The 21,644-nt window shown below is 71.5% G+C and carries 17 protein-coding genes; 7 read left to right on the forward strand and 10 right to left on the reverse strand.

The genetic code is table 11. From position 1 onward, the window contains the following. The first annotated feature begins 28 nt into the window (after positions 1–28). On the forward strand, positions 29–790 hold the full coding sequence (locus tag F1D61_RS08645) for an SDR family NAD(P)-dependent oxidoreductase (protein WP_203157506.1): 762 nt from the start codon (positions 29–31) through the stop codon (positions 788–790). A gap of 320 nt (positions 791–1,110) precedes the next feature. On the opposite strand, the gene F1D61_RS08650 is transcribed toward F1D61_RS08645, so the two are convergent. Both F1D61_RS08650 and F1D61_RS08655 read right to left on the reverse strand, forming a co-directional pair. Then, entirely contained in the window at positions 1,111–2,256 is a 1,146-nt protein-coding gene (locus F1D61_RS08650) for an alpha-hydroxy acid oxidase (protein WP_203157507.1), read from the reverse strand. A gap of 87 nt (positions 2,257–2,343) precedes the next feature. Continuing rightward, positions 2,344–4,011, reverse strand: coding sequence for an L-lactate permease (locus F1D61_RS08655; protein WP_203157508.1), 1,668 nt, complete (start codon positions 4,009–4,011; stop codon positions 2,344–2,346). Positions 4,012–4,269: 258 nt separating this feature from the next. Between F1D61_RS08655 and F1D61_RS08660 the strand changes: the two genes are divergently transcribed. Continuing rightward, entirely contained in the window at positions 4,270–5,049 is a 780-nt protein-coding gene (locus F1D61_RS08660; protein ID WP_203157509.1) for an FCD domain-containing protein, read from the forward strand. Positions 5,050–5,148: 99 nt separating this feature from the next. Here F1D61_RS08660 and F1D61_RS08665 read toward each other — a convergent pair whose 3' ends face one another. Beyond that, positions 5,149–5,592, reverse strand: a complete 444-nt coding sequence (locus F1D61_RS08665; RefSeq protein WP_203157510.1) for a VOC family protein — start codon at positions 5,590–5,592, stop codon at positions 5,149–5,151. Positions 5,593–5,686: 94 nt separating this feature from the next. After that, positions 5,687–5,887, reverse strand: a complete 201-nt coding sequence (locus F1D61_RS08670) for a DUF1127 domain-containing protein (protein WP_203157511.1) — start codon at positions 5,885–5,887, stop codon at positions 5,687–5,689. 104 nt (positions 5,888–5,991) lie between these two features. Here F1D61_RS08670 and F1D61_RS08675 point away from each other — a divergent pair, with 104 nt between their 5' ends. Beyond that, positions 5,992–7,326 carry a PLP-dependent aminotransferase family protein gene (locus F1D61_RS08675; protein WP_203157512.1) on the forward strand — a complete coding sequence of 445 codons (1,335 nt, stop codon included), beginning with the start codon at positions 5,992–5,994 and terminating at the stop codon, positions 7,324–7,326. A 275-nt stretch (positions 7,327–7,601) separates the two neighbouring features. On the opposite strand, the gene F1D61_RS08680 is transcribed toward F1D61_RS08675, so the two are convergent. The 3 genes from F1D61_RS08680 to F1D61_RS08690 all read right to left on the reverse strand — a co-directional run bounded on the left by F1D61_RS08680 (position 7,602) and on the right by F1D61_RS08690 (position 11,267). Continuing rightward, a complete protein-coding gene (locus F1D61_RS08680) occupies positions 7,602–8,855 on the reverse strand; it encodes a pilus assembly protein TadG-related protein (protein ID WP_203157513.1) in 1,254 nt (417 codons plus the stop codon). 226 nt (positions 8,856–9,081) lie between these two features. Next, positions 9,082–10,080: a fumarylacetoacetate hydrolase family protein gene (locus F1D61_RS08685; protein ID WP_203157514.1), complete on the reverse strand. Its 999-nt coding sequence runs from the start codon at positions 10,078–10,080 to the stop codon at positions 9,082–9,084. 125 nt (positions 10,081–10,205) lie between these two features. Continuing rightward, positions 10,206–11,267, reverse strand: a complete 1,062-nt coding sequence (locus F1D61_RS08690) for a zinc-binding metallopeptidase family protein (protein WP_203157515.1) — start codon at positions 11,265–11,267, stop codon at positions 10,206–10,208. A gap of 305 nt (positions 11,268–11,572) precedes the next feature. Between F1D61_RS08690 and F1D61_RS08695 the strand changes: the two genes are divergently transcribed. The 3 genes from F1D61_RS08695 (at position 11,573) to F1D61_RS08705 (ending at position 16,398) form a co-directional block, all read left to right on the forward strand. Then, positions 11,573–13,123: an acetolactate synthase large subunit gene (locus tag F1D61_RS08695; RefSeq protein WP_203157516.1), complete on the forward strand. Its 1,551-nt coding sequence runs from the start codon at positions 11,573–11,575 to the stop codon at positions 13,121–13,123. 137 nt (positions 13,124–13,260) lie between these two features. Further along, positions 13,261–15,648, forward strand: coding sequence for a putative bifunctional diguanylate cyclase/phosphodiesterase (locus F1D61_RS08700; RefSeq protein ID WP_203157517.1), 2,388 nt, complete (start codon positions 13,261–13,263; stop codon positions 15,646–15,648). Between the two features lie 105 nt (positions 15,649–15,753). Then, positions 15,754–16,398, forward strand: coding sequence for a L,D-transpeptidase (locus F1D61_RS08705; RefSeq protein WP_203157518.1), 645 nt, complete (start codon positions 15,754–15,756; stop codon positions 16,396–16,398). Between the two features lie 291 nt (positions 16,399–16,689). On the opposite strand, the gene F1D61_RS08710 is transcribed toward F1D61_RS08705, so the two are convergent. The 3 genes from F1D61_RS08710 to F1D61_RS08720 are packed head-to-tail and all read right to left on the reverse strand — an operon-like array spanning position 16,690 to position 20,689. Continuing rightward, positions 16,690–18,063 (reverse strand): DUF3100 domain-containing protein, encoded by a 1,374-nt coding sequence (locus F1D61_RS08710; RefSeq protein WP_203157519.1) that lies wholly within the window; start codon positions 18,061–18,063, stop codon positions 16,690–16,692. 59 nt (positions 18,064–18,122) lie between these two features. After that, complete coding sequence (locus F1D61_RS08715; RefSeq protein WP_203157520.1) at positions 18,123–19,652, reverse strand: aldehyde dehydrogenase family protein; 1,530 nt, start codon at positions 19,650–19,652, stop codon at positions 18,123–18,125. Between the two features lie 17 nt (positions 19,653–19,669). Further along, positions 19,670–20,689, reverse strand: coding sequence for an NAD(P)-dependent oxidoreductase (locus F1D61_RS08720; RefSeq protein WP_281437050.1), 1,020 nt, complete (start codon positions 20,687–20,689; stop codon positions 19,670–19,672). Between F1D61_RS08720 and F1D61_RS08725 the strand changes: the two genes are divergently transcribed. Continuing rightward, on the forward strand, positions 20,688–21,617 hold the full coding sequence (locus F1D61_RS08725) for a LysR family transcriptional regulator (protein WP_203157522.1): 930 nt from the start codon (positions 20,688–20,690) through the stop codon (positions 21,615–21,617). The genes F1D61_RS08720 and F1D61_RS08725 overlap by 2 nt on opposite strands. Positions 21,618–21,644 lie beyond the last annotated feature (27 nt).

Below are 21,644 nucleotides of genomic sequence, written 5' to 3' on the forward strand. Positions count from 1 at the left end.
GCGCGCCCGACGACACGGGGGACACGCCATGGATCTCGCCGCCGGCCTGAAGGGCCGCCACGTCCTCGTCACGGGTGCGTCGAGCGGCCTCGGCGACCACTTCGCCCGCCTCTGCGCGGCCTGCGGCGCCTCGGTCACGGTGGCGGCCCGGCGCAAGGAGAAGCTCGACGCGCTGGTGCGCGATCTGGCGGCCGCCGGCGCCCCCGAGGCCCACGCCGTCGCCCTCGACGTCGCCGATCCGGATTCGGTGACGGCCGCCTTCGCCGGCCTGCACGCCCTGCCGGACGTGGTGGTCAACAATGCCGGCATCGCCGAGGGCGGGGCGGCGATCGACGTCGACATCGCGACCTTCGACCGGGTGATCGACACCAACCTGCGCGGGGTCTGGGCGGTCTCCACCAGTGCGGCCCGGGCCTGGCGCGAGGCCGGCCGCGGCGGCGTCATCGTCAACGTCGCGTCGATCCTGGGCCTCAGGGTCGCCGGCGGGGTCGGGCCCTACACGGTGTCGAAGGCCGGCGTGGTGCAGATGACCCAGGCGCTCGGCCTCGAATGGGCCCGCTACGGCATCCGGGTCAACGCGCTGGCGCCGGGCTATATCGGCACCGACATCAACCGCGACTTCTTCGAGACGCCCCCCGGCCAGGCGATGCTCAAGCGCATCCCGATGCGGCGTCTCGGCCGGCCGGAGGACCTGGACGGGGCGTTCCTGCTGCTGGCCGGCGACGCGTCGGGGTGGATGACCGGGGTGACGCTGCCGGTGGATGGCGGGCATCTGGTGTCGGGGTTGTGATACGACTTCCGGAAGTCCTTTGCCGTCTCCGCGGTTCCTCAACGGAAACGAGGCGGTAATTATATTGGCCTTTTGCAGATATCGATGGCGGTTTTTGTTCTGGCGCGGGTCCCCCTCTCCCGTGTGGGAGAGGGGACAGGGGTGAGGGTGGCGCGGGTTCAGGATAATTCGCCGAACGTTGAGCTGCGCAGCTCAACGGTTTCAGCGTCATACGGAGGCGTCACACCCTCACCCCTACCCCTCTCCCACTCGGGAGAGGGGATCGCGCGCTCAAAATCGGGCAGGCTCTCCTCGACGATCGAAGAGATCAGTTTGCCCATTCACGAAAACCGCAAATTGCTCCGCGTCAGCTGGTCGACGGAGGAACACCCCATCAGGCGCATGTCCCGCTCGATTTCGGTCCGCATCAGGCCGAGCGCCCGCTCGACCCCGGCCTGGCCCGCCGCGGCGAGGGGGAACAAGTAGTAGCGGCCGAGGCCGACGGCCTTCGCGCCGAGCGACAACGCCTTGAGCACGTGCGTGCCGCGTTGCACCCCGCCATCCATGATCACGTCGATCCGGTCGCCCACCGCATCGACGATCTCGGCGAGCTGGTCGAAGGCCGTGCGCGAGCCGTCGAGCTGACGGCCGCCATGGTTCGACAGGATGATGCCGGTGCAGCCGATCTCGACCGCGCGCTTGGCATCCTCCACCGACATCACGCCCTTCAGGCAGAACTGGCCGCCCCATTCCCGCACCATCGCCGCCACGTCGTCCCAGGACAGGCTGGGATCGAGCATCTCGGTGAAGTAGCGGCTGATCGACAGCGCGCCGCCGCCCATGTCGACGTGGCCGTCGAGCTGGGGCAGCTTGAAGCTCTCGTGGGTGACGTAGTTGATCCCCCAGGCGGGCTTGAGCGCGAACTGCATCATGCCGCCGAGGGTGAGCCGGAACGGGATCGAGAAGCCGGTCCGCTTGTCGCGCTCGCGGTTGCCGCCGGTGATGCTGTCGACGGTCAGCATCATCACCTCGATGCCGGCCTCCTTGGCGCGGGCCATCATGGCGCGGTTCAGGCCGCGGTCCTTGTGGAAGTAGAACTGGTAGACCTGGGGACCGCCGCTGATCCGGCGGGCCTCCTCCAGGCTCACGGTCCCGAGCGAGGACACGCCGAACATCGTGCCGTACTTGCCGGCCGCCGCCGCGACGGCGCGCTCGCCCTGGTGGTGGAACAGCCGCTGCAGGGCGGTCGGCGAGCAATAGACCGGCATGGCGAGACGCTGGCCCATCACGGTCACGGACATGTCGATCTCGCCGACGCCGCGCAGGACGTTCGGCACCAGGTCGCAGCGGTCGAAGGCGGTCGTGTTGCGCCGGTAGGTGACCTCGTCGTCGGCGGCGCCGTCGATGTAGTCGAAGATCGGTCCGGGCAGGCGCGCCTTCGCCATGCGCCGGAAATCGTGGAAGCTGTGGCAGCTCGTCAGTCGCATCGTGAGGGCTCCGCAGGCGCACGGCGCCGCTGGAATCGAACGGGGGAGAAGGCCGGGGGGATCATCGCCGCCCCGGCCCGATGGTCCTCAATGGGCGATTGCCGGACCCACCGCCTGCGGCACCATGGCGGTGAAGGGCGGCACGTAGGCCTGCAGCATCACCAGGACGCCGACGAGGCAGGCGAGCGCGATCGAGTGGAAGAAGACGTAGCGCAGGATCTTCGCCTCGCCGCCATACCACTGCGTCGCGGTCGAGGCGACCACGATCGACTGCGCGTCGATCATCTTGCCCATGACGCCGCCCGAGGAGTTCGAGGCCGCCATCAGGACCGGCGACAGGCCGAGCTGCTCCGCGGTGATCTTCTGGAGGCCGCCGAACAGCACGTTCGAGGCGGTGTCCGATCCCGTCAGCGCCACGCCGAGCCAGCCCAGCATCGCCCCGAAGAACGGGTAGATCCAGCCCGTCTGGGCGAAGGCGAGGCCGAGGGTGGCGTCGGTGCCCGAGTACTTGGTGACGTAGCCGAGCGCCAGCATCGCCGAGATGGTGATCATCGAGTAGCGCACGAGCCAGGCGGTGCGCCCGTATTCCCGCAGCAGCCTCACCGGGTTGAAGCCGAGGATCAGGCCGCCGACGATCGCCGAGAGCAGGATGCCGGTGCCCGTCGCCGAGAGCAGGTTGAGGGTGTAGATCGCGGCCTCGCTATGGGCCTTGGCGACGACCGGCGGCATCTTGACGACGAGGTTGTGCAGGTAGGGCACCGGCATCTTCCACACCCAGAGCGAGTCGAGCCAGGCGCGGAATTGCGGCGTGCCCCAGGCGAAGACGAACACCGAGAGGATGAGCCAGGGCAGCCAGGCGCGGAACACGGCGCCCGCGGGGTGGGTCTTGCGGTCCACCGCCTGGGCCGGCTGCGCCTCGACGTCGGTCGCGGTCCAGATGCGGGCGGGCCGCCAGACCCGCAGGAAGCCCGCGAGCGCCGCCATCGAGCAGATCGCCGCGACCACGTCCACGAGCCAGGGGCCGTGGAAGTTGGAGACGAGATACTGCGGCACCGCGAAGGAGAGGCCGGCCACCAGCAGGGCCGGCCACACCTCGATCATGCCCTTGCGGCCGGCGAACGCCCAGATCAGCCAGAACGGCACGAGGAGCGAGAAGAACGGCAATTGCCGCCCGATCATCGCCGAGAGCTCGATCAGGTCGAGGCCCGTGACGGCCGAGAGCGCGATGACGGGGGCGCCGAGCGCACCGTAGGCAACGGGCGCGGTGTTGGCGATGAGCGAGAGGCCGGCAGCCGCCAGCGGCGTGAAGCCAAGGCCCATCAGCATCGCCGCCGTCACCGCCACCGGCGTGCCGAAGCCCGCCGCGCCCTCGAAGAAGGCGCCGAACGAGAAGGCGATGAACAGGAGCTGGAGCCGCTTGTCCGGGGTGATGCCGGCGATCGAGTCCCGCAGGATGTCGAACTGCCCGGTCTTCTCCGTCAGCCGGTAGAGGAAGATCACGTTCAGGATGATCCAGCCGATCGGCAGGAGGCCGAAGGCCGCGCCGTAGACCGCCGTGGCGCCCGCCATCGGGGCCGGCATCCCGAAGCCGATCACCGCCACGCAGAGCGCCACGACGAGGCCGAGGAGCGCCGCGACATGCGCCTTCAGGTGCAGGAGGCCGATGCCGCCGAGCAGCACGACGATCGGCAGGGCGGCGAGCGCCGTCGACCAGAGCGCGCTCCCCAGCGGATCGTAGACTTGGTTCCAGCTCACGACGTCGTCCTCCCGTTGCAGGTTTTCAATCCGCGCGGCGACCGGGCAGCCTCCATCGTCACCCCTGTGCGCGTGGCGTACGCGCAGGGGCCGGAGGCCGCTCTCACCGATCCGCGTCGAAGCCTTGGCTTGTCCTATGAGCCGATGGCGAGGCATTGGTAAAATGATTTTACCATGCACGTCAACTGGACATGGCGCTTGCCCGCGTTACAGTCCGGAGGCCGGCGGCGCGTTGGAGCCGGCGAGTGGGAGCAGGGGATGGAGCCGGAGCCGATCAAGGGTGGGAGCGTCGCCGAGAGCACGGCCCGCCACCTCAAGGATCTGATCCTCGAAGGCGCCCTCAGCCCGGGCGACCTCCTGCTGCCGGAGCGCGATCTGGCGGTGCAACTCAACGTGTCGCGCCCGACCCTGCGCCAGGGCATCAAGATCCTGGAGGACGAGGGTCTCATCGTCTCGACGCCGGCCGGCCGCTCGGTCGCCTCCCTCGGCCGCGAGATCACCGATCCGCTGATCGCGCTCATCGCCTCCCACGCGGAGGTCGTGGACGACTACCTGGAATTCCGGGCGACGACCGAGCGCATGGCGGCGCGCCTCGCCGCCGAGCGCGCGAACGACGTCGACCGCGAGCGGCTCACCGCCTGCATGGAGCGCATCGACCGCGCCCACGAGGGCGGCGTGCAGCGCCAGGAGGCCGATGCGGATGTCGACCTGCACATCGCGGTCTACGAGGCGAGCCACAACCTCGTCGTGCTGCACACGATGCGCGCCCTGTCCGGCATGCTCCGCCAGGGCGTGATCGAGAACCGCGAGCTCCTGTTCTCACGCCCGGAAACCCGCGACCAGCTCCGCGCCCAGCACCGGGCGATCTACGAGAGCGTGATGGCGGGCAAGGTCGAGGAGGCGGGCGACGCCGCCGAGGCGCATATCCACTACACCCACCATGCCCTGAACGAGATCAAGGCCTCGGAGGCCCGGCTGCAGGTCTCCCTGCGCCGGCTGAACGGCGGCCGGGTCTCGACGCGGAAGGCCGATCGCTAGCCGCGCGGCGGCGACCTGCGGTCCGGGTTCGGCAAGGGGCTCGGCAAAAGGGACTTGGCAAAAGGGGCTCGGCAAGGCGACTCGGCGTGACGAGCCTGCTCACGACACCGGATAGGTGATGAACTCCATCAGCGACCCGTCCGGATCCCGGAAGTAGACGCTGATGCCCTCGCCGACGGCCCCATGCCGCGGCACCGGGCCGAGCTCCACCGGCACCCCATGCCGCTCCAGATGGACGATCGCCTCCTCGATCGGGCCGTGCCAGCGGAAACACAGGTCGCTGTTGCCGGGGGCTACCGGGATCCGGGCGCGGGGCTCGCCGATCTGGCCCGGGCCGTGGCAGTTCAGCTGCACGCCGCCGAAGCGGTAGGCGAAGCCCTGCCCGACCGGGATGACCTCCGCGCCGAGGACGTCGCGGTAGAAGGCGGTGGAGCGCTCCCAGTCCGAGACGTGGATGACGCAATGGTCGAGATGGATCGCCGGGCGGACGACCGTCTCCGGGACGGTGCCGACGAGGTCGGGAAGGGTCTCGGTGTCCGGCATCGGGGGCTCCGGGCGTGCGGAGCCCCAACCTAGCGCCATCGCCGCGCCTGTGACCAGGGGCCGGCGGGATGGGGCGTCTCGCCGACCGGCGGGATCACGCCTGCCAGAACGGCTTCGCGCTCTCCGCGCGCACCACGTCCGGATCGAGGCCGGTATCCCGCATCTGCGCGGGCGTGAGATCGGCCAGGATCCGGCGGTCCCGGGCGCGGCGCCACCACAGGCGAAGGACAGCCGGGCGGCGCGGCCGCGGGCTGGAGGACGCGGAAGGGGAGAAGGGCAGCGAGACGGCGGGCATGGCGGTCGATCCGAGCGGGGGGAGGCAGTCCGGCCGGGATTGCATCGCCAGGATTGTACCGATACGAACCTCGGAGCAATCGAAACATTGCACTCGGAGCAATGATGGCCGGATCGGATTACCGGGGGATCGCCGACGCGGTGGCGGCGGAGATCGCCGAGGGGCGGCTGCGCCCGGGCGAGCGGCTGCCGCCGCAGCGCGACTTCGCCTATGCCCGCGGCATCGCCGTCTCGACGGCGAGCCGGGTCTATGCCGAGCTGGCCCGGCGCGGCCTCGTCCTCGGCGAGGTCGGGCGCGGCACCTATATCCGCTCCGATCTCGGCGCACCGCAGCCGATCCGGCCGGAGCCGCCGCCGCACGCGCTGGATCTCCAGCGCACCATGTCGCGCCTGCCCGAGCAGGAGGTGTTGCTCGCCGAGACCCTGGCGGGGCTGGGGCGCCACGCCGTCGAGGCGGCGCTGACGCTCTACGGACCGGCCGGCACGCCGCAGGCGCGGGCCGTCGCCGCGCGCTTCCTCGCCCGCGACGGCTTCGCCCCCGATCCGGACGGGATCCTGTTCACCGGCAACGGCCGCCAGGGGCTGGCCGCCGCCCTGGCGACGCTCGCCCCGCCGGGGGAGCGCATCGGCTGCGAGCCGCTGACCTATCCGGTGATCCGGGGCATCGCGGCGCGCCTCGGCATCGCCCTGGTGCCGATTCCCGTCGACGGCGAGGGCGTCCGGCCCGACGCCATCCTCCAGGCCCACCGCGCCGCGCCGCTGAGCGGGCTCTACCTGCAGCCGACGCTGCAGAACCCCCTCGGGCTGACGATGGGCCCCGAGCGCCGGGCCGAGATCGCCGCTTTGCTGGCGCAGACCGGGCTCACCGCCGTGGAGGATGCGGTCTACGGCTTCCTGCGCGAGGCGACCCCGCTCGCCGCGCTCGCGCCCGAGCGGGCGATCCTGGTCGACAGCCTGTCGAAGCGGGTGATGCCGGGCCTGACGGTCGGGATGATCGTGAGCCCGCCGGAGATGGCGGAACGCCTCGCGGTGTCGGTGCGCCAGGGCGGATGGAACGCCATGGGGGTCGCGCTCGCCGCCGGCACGCGCTGGATGGAGGACGGCTCCGCCGCCCGGCTCGAACGCGCCAAGCGGATCGACGCGGCCGAGCGGCAGGCGATCGCGCGGGACTGCCTCGCCGGCCTGCCGGTGACCGGGGACGCGGCGGCCTATCACCTCTGGCTCACCCTGCCGGAGACCTGGCGGGCCGAGGCCTATGCGGCGGCGGCCCTGCGCCGGGGCATCGCGCTCATCCCGGCCTCCTCCTTCGCGGTCAGCCCGGGCCACGCCCCGAACGCCGTCCGGCTCGCCCTGGCGACGCCGTCGCGGGCCGATCTCGCGCGGGCGCTCGATGCCTTGCGCCGCCTGGCGCTGGCGGGGGACGATCAGGTGGTCGAGTAGGGAGCGTCACCTCAGAGCCTGTTTGAGTAGCGTGATTTGACAAAAAAACTGAGAAAAATCAGGAGATATCCTACAATTCCACCTCATCCTGAGGTGTTAGTCGATCGCAGATCGACTGACCTCGAAGGAGGGCTCCAGAAGCCTCTGCGATCCCTGGAGCCCTCCTTCGAGGCTCACTTCGTTCGCACCTCAGGATGAGGTTAGCGGGTAGGATGATCCCGTCTGCCTCAAACATTGGGTAGAAATCCTGCTCAAACAGGCTCTCAGTCAGCCCGTTACTGGGCCAGCCGGACCGGCAGGTCCTTTGCCGGGCCGACGCCGGGCGGCGGCTGCACGGTCGACGAACTGTAATTCGCGTTGATCACGAGGTTGGCGCTGCCCAGGGTGCGGATCGATCGCGCCACCACGACGGTCCAGGGCGACTGGTCGGCGATCTTGTTGCCGGTGCCGCTCACGGTCAGGCTCGCGTTGGGCAGGTAGATCGTGCCGATGATCTTGCGGGCGTTGTTGGTCGAGATGCCGAGATCGCCGAAATAGTCGCGGTCGGTGATGATGGCGAAGCCCGCATAGGGGCCGCTCTTGCGGCCCTCGATCTCCAGCTTGGCCATGCCGGTCACCTGGGCCGACAGCAGGCCCTTGAAGATCATCACGACGTCCGTGCCGGTGATGGTGGATTGCCCGAGGAGGTTGAGGATCGGGCCGACGAAGTAATGATCGCCGGGCAGCAGGACGATGGTCATCGTCCCCAGCAGCGAGAGCTGTCCGCAATGCACGCCCGGGTTGAGATAGGTGGTGCCGCTCCCGATCGTGATGCCGAGCACGTCGTTGCAGGCGAGCGGTACGTCGATGCGCATGTTGGCGAAGGGATCCGACACCGTCGGCGCGTCGGTGATCGGGGCCGGACGGACCGGGCCGCTGGCGCTGCCCGATGCCCGCACCTCCCCCGCCCACAGGGCCGTGCCGGTCCCCGCGGCAAGGTTGGCGTTGCTCTGGATGAGGCAGTCATTGGCGGTGATCGCGGACCGGTCGTTCAGCGCGACGGCCGTCGGAGCGCCCAGGCGGTTGGGCGTCTCGGAGCCGAGCATGCAGAGCGGCTTGCGCGCGGTGCGGATCGCCGTCGCCTTGGCCTCGATGTTCCAGCCGCCCGGCGGCAGCACGTTGCGGAAGAACGAGGCACGGTGCCCCGTCTGGAGCACCGTCACCGCGCGCGACGCGGTGTCGATCGTCGCGCTCGATGTGATCGTCCAGCGCAGGCGCAGGGGCGCAGCCATCCCGTCGGCCGCGAGGCGGGCCCGCTCCACCGTGGCCGAGGACTGGTCGACACCGAACTCGCCCGCGCCCTGGAGCGCCGCCGCGTCGACGTAGCTCTGGAGCTTCGACCGCGCCATCATCACTTCCGATACCTCGGCGACGCCGACCGATCCGAGCGCCAGGACCGGCAGCAGCAGGCTGAGGATGACGATGACCGTCCCGCTCCGGCAGCGCCGGAAACGGTCGAGACGGAGGGCGAGAGCCGGGCAGGGTCGCATCGATCGGACGGTGGGCTATCCAGGCCGTGACCGGATCGCCTGCCATCAGACGTTGGGTTCCGACGTCCAGGATACCGGTATCGAACGCTTTTCCCGGCAAAGTCCGAAAGAATGCCTAACGCCACCGCTCGATTGGTCCGGCACTCCGCAGCTTACATGTTACGATTGTGAAATCACTTGGTACAACCGGCGCGGATCGCGAGATCCGCGCCCGTCCGTCTCTGCGTCAGCCGGCGACCTCGTGCTCGATCGCGCCGAAGATCGAGTGCCCTCCGGCATCCTTCATCTCGACCCGCAGGCGGTCGCCGGCGGCGAGATAGGGCGTGCGGACCCAGCCGCCGGTCAGGGCCTCGGCGGCGCGGGCCTCGGCGAGGCAGGCGTAGCCGGCCCCGCCGTCGGCGGCGGGGCGGCCCGGGCCGCCGTCGATGCCGCGGTTGGAGACGGGGCCGGCGCTGACGATCGTGCCGGCGCCGAGGGCACGGTGGCGCGCCGCCTCGGCCACGAGCGCGACGAGGCTGCGGCCGAGATCGGCCCCGGCTTCCGGGCAGCCGAGCGCCTTGCCGTTGCGGCTCACCAGCAGCGGCCGGTGCAGGGCGCCGTCCCGCCAGGCATTCCCCAGCTCGTCGGGGGTCACCACCACCGGCGCGAGGCTCGCGGCGAGCGCCGGCGCCTCGGCCCCGTCGAGGTCGAGCCCGTCCGGCCGCAGGCGGTCGTGGCGGATCACCTCCGCCACCAGGGTCACCAGCCGGACGGCGTCCCCGGCGGCCGTCGCGTCGGCGCCCCGGGGCAGGTCCCCGGTGATCACCGCGAGACCCGCCGAGAGGTCGAGGGAGGCCGAGGGATCGTCGGGCGTGAGGGTGTCGCGGGGCCCGAGGAACCCGTCGGAGGCGGCGGGCGCCAGGGCCCCTGCCTCGCCCGCCGGCGCCTCGGCGCCCGCGGCCTGGCGCAGCAGGGCCTGGTAGCCCGGCCAGGCGGCGGCGTGCCGGCGGGCATAGGCCCGCGGCAGGGGCGCGGCGCAATCGTGCTCGTGGAAGCGGAACGAGGGCACCGAGCCGTGCTCGAGCTGCTCGGCCAGGGCGCCCAGCGCCGGGGCGTAGCGCTCCCAGTCGTCGAGGGCCTGTTGCAGGGTCGGTACCACGATGAAGGCGTCGGTGGCGCGGGTCAGGTCGCGCGAGACCACGACGAGGCGGCCATCGCGGCCGTGCTTCAGGCTGGCGAGCTTCATTCGGCGTCCCTCCTGGGGCCCGCTGATGCGGGCGGGGCGGCCCGATTCGTCGGGCACGTCGCCCCATCATGGACCGCCCCGGCCGCGGAGGCTACGGCCGGGACGGCGGGACGCGTCCCTCTACGTCAGATGGTGCCGTGAACGAGGCCGTGGATGAAGCCGAGCTTGGCGATCACCGGCGGCGCCAGCACGAAGGGGTAGAGGTCGCCCTGGCCCATCGCCCGGTTGACGCTGTTCAACGCGAACACGAAGGGCAGCCAAGCCTTCATGATCTGCTCGATGCTCTGCGCCTCGTAGGGATCGAAGTCGATCCGCGCGGCGAGCTCGCCGCCGGCATCGAGGAGCGGGTGGACCTGCATGCCGAAGGCGCTCGCCATCTCCAGCGTGTCGACGATGTGCAGGTAATGCGCCCAGGTCTCGGCAAAATCCTCCCACGGATGGGTGGTGGCGTAGGCCGAGACGAAGTTCTCCTGCCAGTCGGCCGGCGTGCCCTGCTCGTAATGGCGCTGGAGCGCCGCGTCGTAATCCTGCGAATCGTCGCCGAACACCGCCCGGCAGGCGTCCAGCCGGCCGGCATCGCGCACCAGCAGGTCCCAGTAATGGTGGCCGACCTCGTGACGGAAATGCCCGAGCAGGGTGCGGTAGGGCTCGCCCATCTCGCGCCGCCGCTTCTCGCGCTCGGCATCGTCGGCCTCCACCAGCGCGATGGTGATGACGCCGTTGTCGTGGCCGGTCATCACCTTCGGGCCCTGGTTCTCCGGCGGATCGGCCAGGAAGTGGAAGATCAGCCCGTGCTCCGGGTCCTCGGCCCGGGTCTTCAGCGGCAGGTTCCAGCGCAGCAGGGTGTAGATCAGCCGATGCTTGGCGAATTCCATCTCGCGCCACTTGGCGAGGTATTCCGGGTTCGACACGTCGGGGATGGTGCCGTTGTGGCGGCAGGCGAGGCAGAACGCGTCGCCCGAGCCCGGCGGCACCAGCCAGTTGCATGTGTCGTGCACCGCGTTGGCGCAGAACCGGCTCGGCCGGTCGGGTGCGGCGAGCGGCGTCCAGTCCTCCCCGCCCGCCGGCTCCAGCGCCGAGAGCGTGCGGGTCTCCGGCAGGTAGGCGAGGCGGTGGCCGCAGCGCTGGCAGGTCCGGTTCTCGAAATACAGGATGTTGCCGCAGGACTGGCACTGGAACAATTTCATTGGAAGTCTCCACCGGGCGCCGAGCACCGGCCGCACGGTGCAACGAACGTGCTAGGGGGGCGGTGGTTGCGGTGCCGTCTCGCCCGGAGCCTCCGGGCTATGCGGCCTGTCGAAGGGCGCCCGCCATCGCCTCGAGATTCGCGATCAATCCCGTGACATCGCCCGCACGGAAGGCCAACGCGAGGCCGGACCTCGCGGCGCCCACCCATGTCCCCCACGCCCTCACACCCCGCCCGCAAAATCCCCTATCACCATACCGCAAACCCGAACCGGGCCGACAGATGCCCGCGCGAGAGGAGACGCCGATGGCGATGAACGGGGCCGAGAGCCTGGTGCGCACCCTGGTGGCGGGGGGCGTGGAGGTGTGCTTCACCAATCCGGGCACCTCGGAGATGCACTTCGTCGCCGCCCTCGACCGGGTCGACGGGATGCGGGCGGTCCTGTGCCTGTTCGAGGGTGGGGCGACCGGCGCGGCCGACGGCTATGCCCGCATGGCCGACAAGCCGGCCTCGACGCTGCTGCATCTCGGGCCCGGCCTCGGCAACGGCATCGCCAACCTGCACAATGCCCGCCGCGCCCGCTCGCCCCTCGTCAACATCGTGGGCGAGCACGCCACCTATCACCGCGCCTTCGATGCGCCGCTGACCTCCGACATCGAGGGTCTGGCCGGCCCGGTCTCGGCCTGGGTCCGCACAGGATTGAGCGCCAAGGCGGTGGCGGCGGACGGGGCCGACGCCATCGTCGCCGCGCGCACCGCGCCGGGCGGGGTCGCCACCCTGATCCTGCCGGCCGACACCGCCTGGGAGGAGGGCTCCGGCATCGCGCCCCTGCCGGCGATGCCGGAGCGGTCGCGGGCGAGCGACGAGGCCATCGCGCACGCGGTCGCGGCCTTGCGCAGCGGCGAGCCGGTGCTCCTCCATCTCGGCGACCGGGCGGTGCGGGGCGAGGGACGGCGCATCGCCGCCCGCATCGCGGACAAGACCGGCGCCAAGCTGCTGGCCATGACGTCGAATGCCCGCATCGACCGCGGTGCCGGCACGGTGCCGATCGAGCGCCTGCCCTATCCGGTCGATCCGGCCCGCGAGGTGCTGGCGCCCTACAAGCACGTCATCCTGGTCGGCGCGACCCTGCCGGTGGCGTTCTTCGCCTATCCGGGCAAGCCGAGCGCGCTCGCCCCGCCGACCTGCGACGTCTTCGCCCTCGCCACGCCGGAGCAGGACCAGATCGATGCGCTCATGCGCCTCGCCGAGGCGGTCGGCGCGCCGGACGAGGCGCCCCTGCCGCCGCTGTCCCGCCCCGACCTGCCGGGGGACGGGCGCCTCGACCAGGATGCGATCGGGCGGGTGCTCGGCGCGCTGATCCCCGAGGGTGCGATCGTCTGCGACGAGTCGGTGACGACGGGGCGCAACTTCTTCGCCTCGACCCATGCGGCGGCGCCCCATACCTGGCTCCAGCTCACCGGCGGGTCGATCGGGCTCGGCATCCCGATGGCGACCGGCGCCGCGGTGGCCTGCCCGGACCGCAAGGTGATCTCGCTCCAGGCCGACGGCAGCGCCCTCTACACCGCCCAGGCGCTGTGGACCCAGGCGCGCGAGCGCCTCGACGTGGTGACGCTGATCTGGGCCAACCGCTCCTACGCGATCCTGCGCCACGAACTGACCAATGTCGGGGCCAATCCCGGCCGCAAGGCGATCGACATGCTGACCCTCGACGATCCGCCGATCGACTGGGTGAGCCTGGCGCGGGGCTACGGCGTCGAGGGCCGCCGGGTCGAGACCCTGGCGCAGTTCGTCGACACGCTGAAAAGCGCGCTTGCCCGGCGCGGGCCGTTCCTGATCGAGGTGGCCCTGGGGTAGCGACGGGCCGACGACGCCGCGCCTTTGCGGAATCTTCACCCTGCCCTCCGCCGGTCCGTTCGAAAGCCGACTGACTTTAACCTCCCGGAAGACTCGCGAGGCCTATCGCCGGGATGGGCGGCTTCGGATCGGATCGGATGGGCGGGAACGCGAAGGGCGACGGCACCGAGGGGCTGCTGCAGAGCTGGCGCGCCGCCCGGGCCGCCGCCCGGGGGCTGCCGGCCTACGAGGACCTTGTCCTCGGCAATCTCGGCCGCCTGGCGAACCGGGCCGCCCTGGTGGGCGGGCCGGCCTCCCATCCCCGCCTGCTCTGGGTCGGCGAGGCGTTCGAGGGCTGGCTCGGCCGCGAGGGGGCGGGCGTCGCCCTCGACGACCTCACGGGCGGGCTCGCCCAGTCCCTGCGCGAGGTCGTCGGCGATGCGCTCGCGGCGGCCGGGCCGGTCCACGGTCCCTGCGCCCGGGTGGCGGGAGGCGTCGCCTACACCACCGGGATGCTCGGCCTGCCGCTCGCGACGAAGGCCGGCGAGCGCGTGGTGCTCCTGTGCCTCGCGGGCGAATCCGCGCGGACCAATCTCCTCAAGACCCTGTTCCGCTCGACGAGGCAGGGCATGGTGGCGGTGGCGGCCCTGCGCGACGCGGGCGGCGCGGTGGAGGATTTCCGGATCCTCGCCCTCAACGCCGCCGCGGCCGCGATGATGCGCGCCACCGTCGAGACGGCGCAGTGGCAGCGCCTGACCACCCTGATGCCCCATCTCCGGGGCTCGGCCGCCCTCGCCCATCTGGTGGCGGCCCTCGACGACCCGCAAGGGGGCTTCGAGGGCTCCTATCCGCGGCCCGACGGGAGCGTGCTGCACCTGCGCGTCGAGATCGCGGCGATCGGCGAATTGCTCGGCATCACCCTGACCGATATCGGCGACCTGAAGGCCCGGGAGGCCTCGGCCCGCCTGCTGTTCGAGCACAACCCGGTGCCGATGTGGCTCTCGGGCGAGGACGGGGCGGTGCTGGCGGTGAACGACGCCGCCACCGGCCATTACGGCGTCTCCCGCGACGCCTTCCTGGGATTGTCGGCCGGCGACCTGATCGCATCGGACGCGTCCGGCTCCTCGCAGCGCCACCGCCGCGGCGACGGCAGCCTGATCGACGTCGAGGTGTTCTCCGGCCCGATCCCGTTCGAGGGCCGGCGCGCCACCCTGACGGCCTGCGTCGACGTGACCGAGCAGCGCCGGGCCGAGCAGCGCATCGCCCACATGGCCCATCACGACGCCTTGACCGGGCTGCCGAACCGGGTCCTGTTCCACGAACGACTGACCGAGGCGGTGGCGGCCGGCACGGGCCTCGGCCTGCTCTGCCTCGATCTCGACCATTTCAAGCTCGTCAACGACACCCTCGGCCACCCGGCCGGCGACGCGCTGCTGCGCGAGGTCGCCGAGCGCCTGCGCGCCTGCCTCGGGCCCGGCGGGCTGGTGGCGCGGCTCGGCGGCGACGAGTTCGCGATCCTCGGCCCCGCCCGGCGGGACGTCCTGCTCGGCCTCTCCGACCGGATCATCGCCGCCCTCGGCCGCTCCTTCGCCCTCGATGGCCAGGACGTCACGATCGGGGTCAGCATCGGCATCGCGCTCGCGCCCGAGCACGGCGACGACCCGGACGGGCTCCTGCGCAAGGCCGACACCGCGCTCTACGCCGCCAAGGCCGACGGACGGCGCACCCGGCGCCTGTTCGAGCCCGCCATGGATGCGGCCCTGCAGAACCGCCGCGCCCTCGAATGCGACCTGCGCGCCGCCATCGCCGCGGAGGCGATGGAGGTCTATTACCAGCCCCTCGTCGATGCGCAGAGCCTCGCGGTGACGGGCTGCGAGGCGCTGCTGCGCTGGCGCCATCCGGAGCGGGGCTTCGTCTCGCCGGGCGCGTTCATCCCGGTCGCCGAGGAGACGGGGCTGATCGCACCCTTGGGCGAGTGGGTGCTGGGGCGGGCCTGCCGCGAGGCGGCCGGCTGGCCGGCGGGCGTCCGGGTCGCCGTCAACCTCTCGCCCGCGCAGTTCCGCAGCCCCGATCTCGTCGGCATGGTGGCCCGGGCGCTCGCCGAATCCGGCCTCGACCCGGCCCGGCTCGAACTCGAGATCACCGAGCAGGTGATGCTGGAGGAGACGACCGCCAACCTGGCGGTGCTGCACCGGCTGCGCGCGCTGGGCCTGCGCATCGCCATCGACGATTTCGGCACCGGCTACGCCTCGCTGAGCTACCTGCGGGCCTTCCCGTTCGACAAGATCAAGATCGACCGCTCCTTCACCGCGGCTTTGGGCCGCGAGGCCACGGCGGGGGCGATCGTGCAGGCGGTGATCGGGCTCGGCGCCACCCTCGGCATCACCACGCTGGCGGAAGGGGTCGAGACCGCCGAGCAGCTCGCCGCCCTGCGCGGAAGCGGCTGCGGCGAGGTCCAGGGCTTCCTGTTCTGCCGCCCGGTTCCGGCGGCCGAGATCCGCCGGCTCTTCGCCGCCGCGGCGATGCCCTGGATGGCGGCCGCCTGAGTGTCGCCACCCGGTTTCGCGGGTGTTGAGGCGGGGAGGACACAACCTGATCGTCCGGGAGCGGCTAGGCATGGGCTGGATTCCTTGCCGAAAGGTTGCGCCCGCATGCTCCCGCGCCGTCTCGCCCTCGCCCTCCTCGCCGGGCTGCCGCTCGCGGCCTGCCAATCCCGCGGGCCTGCGGCCGTCGCGGCGGTGGATCCGGACGCGGCCTGGTACATCGGCAGCATGCCCGACCAGCCCTACGACGTGCCGCTGGTCGACCGCAGCCGGATGGACCCGAAATACCGGCGCCAGACCGTCGCCTATACCGGCCTGGAGAAGCCCGGCACCGTCGTGGTCGATATCGACGAGCGCTTCCTCTACCTCGTCCAGGAGGGGGGCCAGGCGCTGCGCTACGGCGTCGGCGTCGGCAAGCTCGGCTTCTCCTGGAAGGGCACCGCCACGGTCGGCCGCAAGGGCGTCTGGCCCGATTGGGGTCCCACCGCCAAGATGGTCAGCCTCAACCCCGACCTGCCGCGCCTGCGCAAGGGCGGCGTCGACAACCCGCTCGGCGCCCGCGCCCTCTACCTCTACCAGGGCGGCCGCGACATCCTGTTCCGCATCCACGGCACCAACGAGCCCTGGAGCATCGGCGAGCAGATGTCCTCGGGCTGCGTGCGCATGCTCAACGAGGACGTGGTCGATCTCTACAATCGCGTGCCGGTGGGCACGACCGTGATGGTGAAGCGGAACGGGAAGTATCGGGTTTAGGGGAACGATCGCCGGGTCGAGGGCTCACGCCCGAACCCTCCCCCCTCTGCGGCAGGGCTGTCCGGGGAAAGTTGTGGCGCGCCTCCCCTCTCCCGTGTGGGAGAGGGGCCGGGGGTGAGGGTGACACGCTTCCGCGTAAAGCTCTGAACGTCGTGCTGACAGCTCGACGCTCTTCGTTTCATACTGAAGCGTGTCACCCCTACCCCTCTCCCACACGGGAGAGGGGATCCCGCGCTTGATTTTAAGAGAGATTTTCCCCGCAGAGGGAGGAGGGTTATCGGCCGCGCTCCGTCACACCGGCGGATGCATCCAGAACTGGGCGATCAGCGCCGCGCCGAGGAACGTCCCGGCATTGGCCATGAACGACACCACCACGATGCGCCAGCCGAGGCGCCGGAAGGCCGGGAAGTCCTTGGCGAGCGACAGGCCCGCGAAGGCGAGGATCGGGGTGGCGAGCGCCAGGAAGTTGATCCGGCCCGTCGCCGCGGCGATCTCGGCGGAGAACGGCGTGCCCGGATAGGTGAGCGCCATGCCGATCAGCGAGACCCACACCACCGCCGGCAGCCGACGCCCGGCGAGGCGGTAGAGCACCTCGCCCACCGCCACCGCGGCGACGATGATCGCGGCACCGACCAGCACCTGCCCGTCGATCGCCGTGCCGTAGGTCAGCCGGTTGCCGATGAGCCCGAATACCGCCGTGGCGAGCCAGATCAGGACCAGCGCCGGCAGGCCGAAGCTCGGCGCGGCATGGGCCGTCACCGCCGTCGCCGCCTCGGGCGCGGGTTCGGTCCGTCCGCGGCCTCTGCCGAGGATCGGCTCCAGCACGCCATAGGCCCAGATCGTGAACGGGAGCGACAGGAACAGGGTGAAGTAGGTGCCGATGGTGGTGGTGATGAGGTTGCTCGCTGCCGCGAAGGTGGCGACCTCCTTGGCCATCTCGGGCGTCTGCTGCGCCGCGATGGCGCCGGCCGCCGCCGCCATCATGCTGCCCGACCCGACGCCGGCCCCCATCGCGAGCGCCAGCGGGTTGAAGATGCCGAGGCTGGCGATCAGCCCGGCCAGCACCGCGATGAACACCGCCCCGAACACCGTGCCGGTCAGGTACTCGGCGAGCACGCCGCGCCCTTCCGGCGAATCCATGCCGAAGCGCTCGCCGATGATGGCGAGGCTGGGCTCGCGCCCGACCGAGAAGGTGGCGCCGATCGCCTCGCGCTTCAGCCCGAGGAGGAGCGCCACGGGCAGGCCGAACACCATCGTGCCGAAGAAGTGGCCGAATTCCTGGAAGGCGAGGGCCCAGCCGGCGCCCAGGATCTTCGGCAGCGAGCCGCCGACGAGGAGCCCGAGCTTGGCGACGAAGAGCAGCAGCGCCGGCTGGAGGATCGCGCCCGCGGCGTGCTGGAGCGAGACGGGGAGCCGCAGGGCGCGGGGCAGGCGCGGCGCGGCAAGGCCGAGGCCGCCGCCCATCAAGAGGGCCCAGAGCAGCGGCAGCAGGATGATCTTGCCGTGGCCGAGCGGGATGGCGACGTTGCCGATCGCCTCCGCGATCGTCACCACCACGAGGGCGAGGAGGAACAGGACCAGGATGCCGGTGCGGCCGGCATGGGCGACGGGTGGGGTTGCGGGCGCGACGGCGGGGCTGCCGGTCGCCAGGGTGGCGCTCGTCATCGAAACAATCTCCGGTGCGGGGAACGGTCCGGAGGGGCCGCCCCCGGACCGGGAGAGGATCAGGCGCCGACGCCCGGGGCGTAGCCGAAGGAGGCGGCGGGGGCGGCGGCGGTCTCGACCCAGACGCTCTTGACCTGGGTGTATTCGTGCAGGGCCTCGAGGCCGCTGGAGCGCCCGTAGCCGCTGCGTCCCGAGCCGCCGAAGGGCGAGGAGACGTGGATGGTCTTGTAGGCGTTGATCCAGAAGGTGCCGGCACGGACCAGGGCCGCGACCCGGTGGGCGCGGCCGACGTCGCGGGTCCAGACCGCGCCGGCGAGCGCGAACTCGGAATCGTTGGCGATGGCGACCGCCTCCTCTTCCGTGTCGAACGGGATCACCGTCACGACGGGCCCGAAGATCTCGGTGCGGGCGCAATCCATGGCATTGTCGGCCTGGGCGAGGATCGTCGGGCGCACGTAGAAGCCGCCCTCGGTCGGGGTGCCGTCGCTGCCGGCGGCGAGCGTGGCGCCCTGATCGATCCCGCCGCGGATCATCGCGAGGACGTGCCGGTACTGGGTGGCGTTGTTGATCGGCCCGACCTCGGTCTCGGGATCGAGCGGATCGCCGACGCGGATGCGCTCGGCGCCCGCCGCCAGCATGGCGACGAAGCGCTCGTAGACCGGGCGCTCGACGAGGAGCCGCGAGCCGGCGACGCAGGACTGGCCGGCCCCGGCGAAGATCGCGGCCTGCGCCCCGAGGCAGGCCCGCTCCAGGTCGGCATCGGCGAAGACGATGTTGGCCGACTTGCCGCCGAGTTCGAGCACGCAGGGCTTCAGGTGCCGCGCGGCGCTCTCCGCGATCTTGGCGCCGGTGGCCGGCGAGCCGACGAAGACCACCTTCGTCACGACCTTCTCGGCGAGGGCCGCCTGGCCGGAGGTGTGGCCGTAGCCGGAAAGCACGTTGACGACGCCCGCCGGCAGCCCGGCCCGCTCGGCCAAAGCCGCCACCGCGAGCGAGGTCAGGGGGGTGAGCTCCGAGGGCTTGAGCAGCACTGCGTTGCCGGCGGCGAGCGCCGGGGCGAGCTGCCAGCCGCAGGTGAAGACCGGGGCGTTCCAGGGCGTGATCTGGAGCACGACGCCGAGGGGTTCGCGGCGGGTGTAGTTGAGGTGGCTGGTCGGGACCGGGATCACCTCGCCGTGGAGCTTGTCGGCCCAGCCGGCGTAATACTCGAACATCTCGGCGACCTTGGTCGCCTCGCCCCGGCAATCGCGGATCGGCTTGCCGGCATTCAGCGCCTCGAGGCGGGCGAGCCCCTCGATCTCGCCGCGGATGGTGCGGGCGATCTCCTGCATCACCCGGCCGCGGGCCGCACCGGTCAGCGCCGCCCAGCGGGCCTGGCCGGCTTTCGCCGCGCGGGCGGCCTCGGCGACCACGTCGGGCCCCGCATCGGGGTACTCGGCGAGCGTCAGGCCGGTCGAGGGATCGACGAGGCGCACCGGCTCGCCGGTGCCGGGGACGATGCGGCCGTTCACCCAGGATCCGATCTGGGTCGTCTCGGGGAAGAACGGGCGCAGGAGGGCGGCGAGCGCCTGCGGGCGGGTCTCGGTCATGGGGGGATCTCCCGGGTTCAGGCGAGCTGGAGCTTGACGATGGCGTTGAAGTCGGCGTCGTCGGGGGCGACCTCGACGCTGTCGCGCCACAGCCGGCCGACCTGGGCCGAGAGCGGCAGGTCGAGGTCGAGGGCGCCGATCAGGCTCTCGGCGAGGCGCACGTCCTTGCGCATCAGCTTCATGGTGAAGCCGGAATCGAAGGCGCCGTTGAGCACCCAGGTCGGGAAGTTGACCTGCGTGACGCCGCTGCGGCCCGAGCCGGCATTGATCCCGGCGAGCAGGCGCTCGGGATCGACGCCCGCGTCCTTTGCCATCCGCACGGCTTCCGCGGCCGTGATGAGATGGGCGGCGCAGAGCAGGTTGTTGGCGAGCTTGGTGACGTGGCCGGCGCCGACGCCGCCGACATGGACCCGGGTCGCGCTCATCGCCGCGAGCACCGGCTCGGCCAGGGCCACCGCCCGGTCGCTGCCGCCGATCACCATGGTGAGGGTCGCGGCATGCGCGCCCTTCGGGCCGCCGCTCACCGGCGCGTCGATCAGGTCGATGCCAGCCGGCTCCAGCGCCGCCGCGATGCGCCGGGTGACCGCCGGGTCCGAGGTCGAGGTGTCGACGATCAGGAGGCCGGACTTCGCTCCGTGGAGCGGCCCGTCGGGCCCGAGCAGCACCGCGTCCACCACCTCGGGATTCGGCAGCGACAGGACCACCGCCTCGCAATCCCGCCAGAGGGCGGACGGTCCCTCGGCGATGACGATCCCGTCCGCCGCCGAGGCCTCCCGGGCGGCGGGGGCGGGGTCGTAGCCCATCACGGTGAAGCCGCGCCGCCGCAGCGAGAGGGCCATGCCCCGGCCCATGTTGCCGAGCCCGATGACGCCGATCGTCCGCATGTCCGCTGTCTCCCGGAACCGGCGCCGCCATGATGCGGCGCCCCTCTGGGAACCGGAGACTGGGGCCGATCGGCGTTGAGCGGAATGAGGTTGGCCGGTATTTTGCGTTGACTTGCCGGCAACGCACCCGGTGAGCGGGTGGGAGGATCCGATGCATCACAGCCTCGACGAGCGCTGCCTGCGCTATCTCGCGGAAGCCGTCGGTTGCGGCTCGGTCCGCGCCGCGGCCGACAAACTCGACGTCAACGCCTCGGCGGTGAGCCGCCAGATCGTCCAGATGGAGGGGCAGCTCGGCACCTCCCTGATCGAGCGACACCGCCGCGGGGTGCGGGCGACGCCTGCCGGCTCGCTCCTCCTCGACTATTACCGGCGCCAGACCTCCGACCGGGAGGACATCCTGGCCAAGCTCACCGAGCTCAAGGGTCTGCGCCGCGGGCACATCGATGTCGTGCTCGGCGAGGGCTTCATCGGCGACCTGATGTCGGGCCTGCTCCAGGGCTTCTGGGCCCGCCACCCCGACCTGACCATGACCCTCGACCTCGCGGCGACCAACGACGTGGTGCGCCGGGTTGTCGAGGACGAGGCGCATCTCGGCCTCGTCTACAACCCGCCGCCGGAGCCGCGCCTACGCACCCATCTGGCGATGCCGCACCCGATTCGGGTGCTGGTGCGGACCGACCACCCGCTGGCCGCCCATCCGGGTCCGGTGCGGCTCGCCGACCTCGCCGGCCACCGCCTCGGCACGATGCACCCGGCCTACGGCATCCGGCAGATCATCGCGGCGGCCGAGCGTGCGGAGGGCGTGCGGCTCGATCCGGCGCTGATCACCGGCTCGATCGGCGTGCTCAAGCAATTCGCCGCCTCCGGCACCGGCGTGACCCTGCTGCCGGCCTTCTGCGCCGCGCAGGAGATCGCCGACGGTGTTCTGGTGGCCCTGCCGCTGGCCGATCCCGGTCTCGACGGCGTCGAGGCGCGGATCGTCACGCGGCTGGGCCGCCAGCTCTCGCCCGCGGCGGCCAAGCTGCTCCAGCATCTCGCCCGGGGGATGGCGGGGGAGGAGCGGGGGCGTGCGAGAGCGTGAGGTATTCTTGACAGTAAGAGTCGGTTT

The sequence above is a fragment of the Methylobacterium aquaticum genome (assembly GCF_016804325.1).
GTDB lineage: Bacteria > Pseudomonadota > Alphaproteobacteria > Rhizobiales > Beijerinckiaceae > Methylobacterium > Methylobacterium aquaticum_C.

What these genes read in the sequence shown, in the direction of transcription:
- F1D61_RS08645 (WP_203157506.1), top strand. Translation starts at nt 29, where the DNA reads ATGGATCTCGCCGCCGGCCTGAAGGGCCGCCACGTCCTCGTCACGGGT.
- F1D61_RS08650 (WP_203157507.1), bottom strand. Translation starts at nt 2,256, where the DNA reads ATGCGACTGACGAGCTGCCACAGCTTCCACGATTTCCGGCGCATGGCG.
- F1D61_RS08660 (WP_203157509.1), top strand. Translation starts at nt 4,270, where the DNA reads ATGGAGCCGGAGCCGATCAAGGGTGGGAGCGTCGCCGAGAGCACGGCC.
- F1D61_RS08665 (WP_203157510.1), bottom strand. Translation starts at nt 5,592, where the DNA reads ATGCCGGACACCGAGACCCTTCCCGACCTCGTCGGCACCGTCCCGGAG.
- F1D61_RS08670 (WP_203157511.1), bottom strand. Translation starts at nt 5,887, where the DNA reads ATGCCCGCCGTCTCGCTGCCCTTCTCCCCTTCCGCGTCCTCCAGCCCG.
- F1D61_RS08675 (WP_203157512.1), top strand. Translation starts at nt 5,992, where the DNA reads ATGGCCGGATCGGATTACCGGGGGATCGCCGACGCGGTGGCGGCGGAG.
- F1D61_RS08680 (WP_203157513.1), bottom strand. Translation starts at nt 8,855, where the DNA reads ATGCGACCCTGCCCGGCTCTCGCCCTCCGTCTCGACCGTTTCCGGCGC.
- F1D61_RS08685 (WP_203157514.1), bottom strand. Translation starts at nt 10,080, where the DNA reads ATGAAGCTCGCCAGCCTGAAGCACGGCCGCGATGGCCGCCTCGTCGTG.
- F1D61_RS08690 (WP_203157515.1), bottom strand. Translation starts at nt 11,267, where the DNA reads ATGAAATTGTTCCAGTGCCAGTCCTGCGGCAACATCCTGTATTTCGAG.
- F1D61_RS08695 (WP_203157516.1), top strand. Translation starts at nt 11,573, where the DNA reads ATGGCGATGAACGGGGCCGAGAGCCTGGTGCGCACCCTGGTGGCGGGG.
- F1D61_RS08700 (WP_203157517.1), top strand. Translation starts at nt 13,261, where the DNA reads ATGGGCGGGAACGCGAAGGGCGACGGCACCGAGGGGCTGCTGCAGAGC.
- F1D61_RS08705 (WP_203157518.1), top strand. Translation starts at nt 15,754, where the DNA reads ATGCTCCCGCGCCGTCTCGCCCTCGCCCTCCTCGCCGGGCTGCCGCTC.
- F1D61_RS08710 (WP_203157519.1), bottom strand. Translation starts at nt 18,063, where the DNA reads ATGACGAGCGCCACCCTGGCGACCGGCAGCCCCGCCGTCGCGCCCGCA.
- F1D61_RS08715 (WP_203157520.1), bottom strand. Translation starts at nt 19,652, where the DNA reads ATGACCGAGACCCGCCCGCAGGCGCTCGCCGCCCTCCTGCGCCCGTTC.
- F1D61_RS08725 (WP_203157522.1), top strand. Translation starts at nt 20,688, where the DNA reads ATGCATCACAGCCTCGACGAGCGCTGCCTGCGCTATCTCGCGGAAGCC.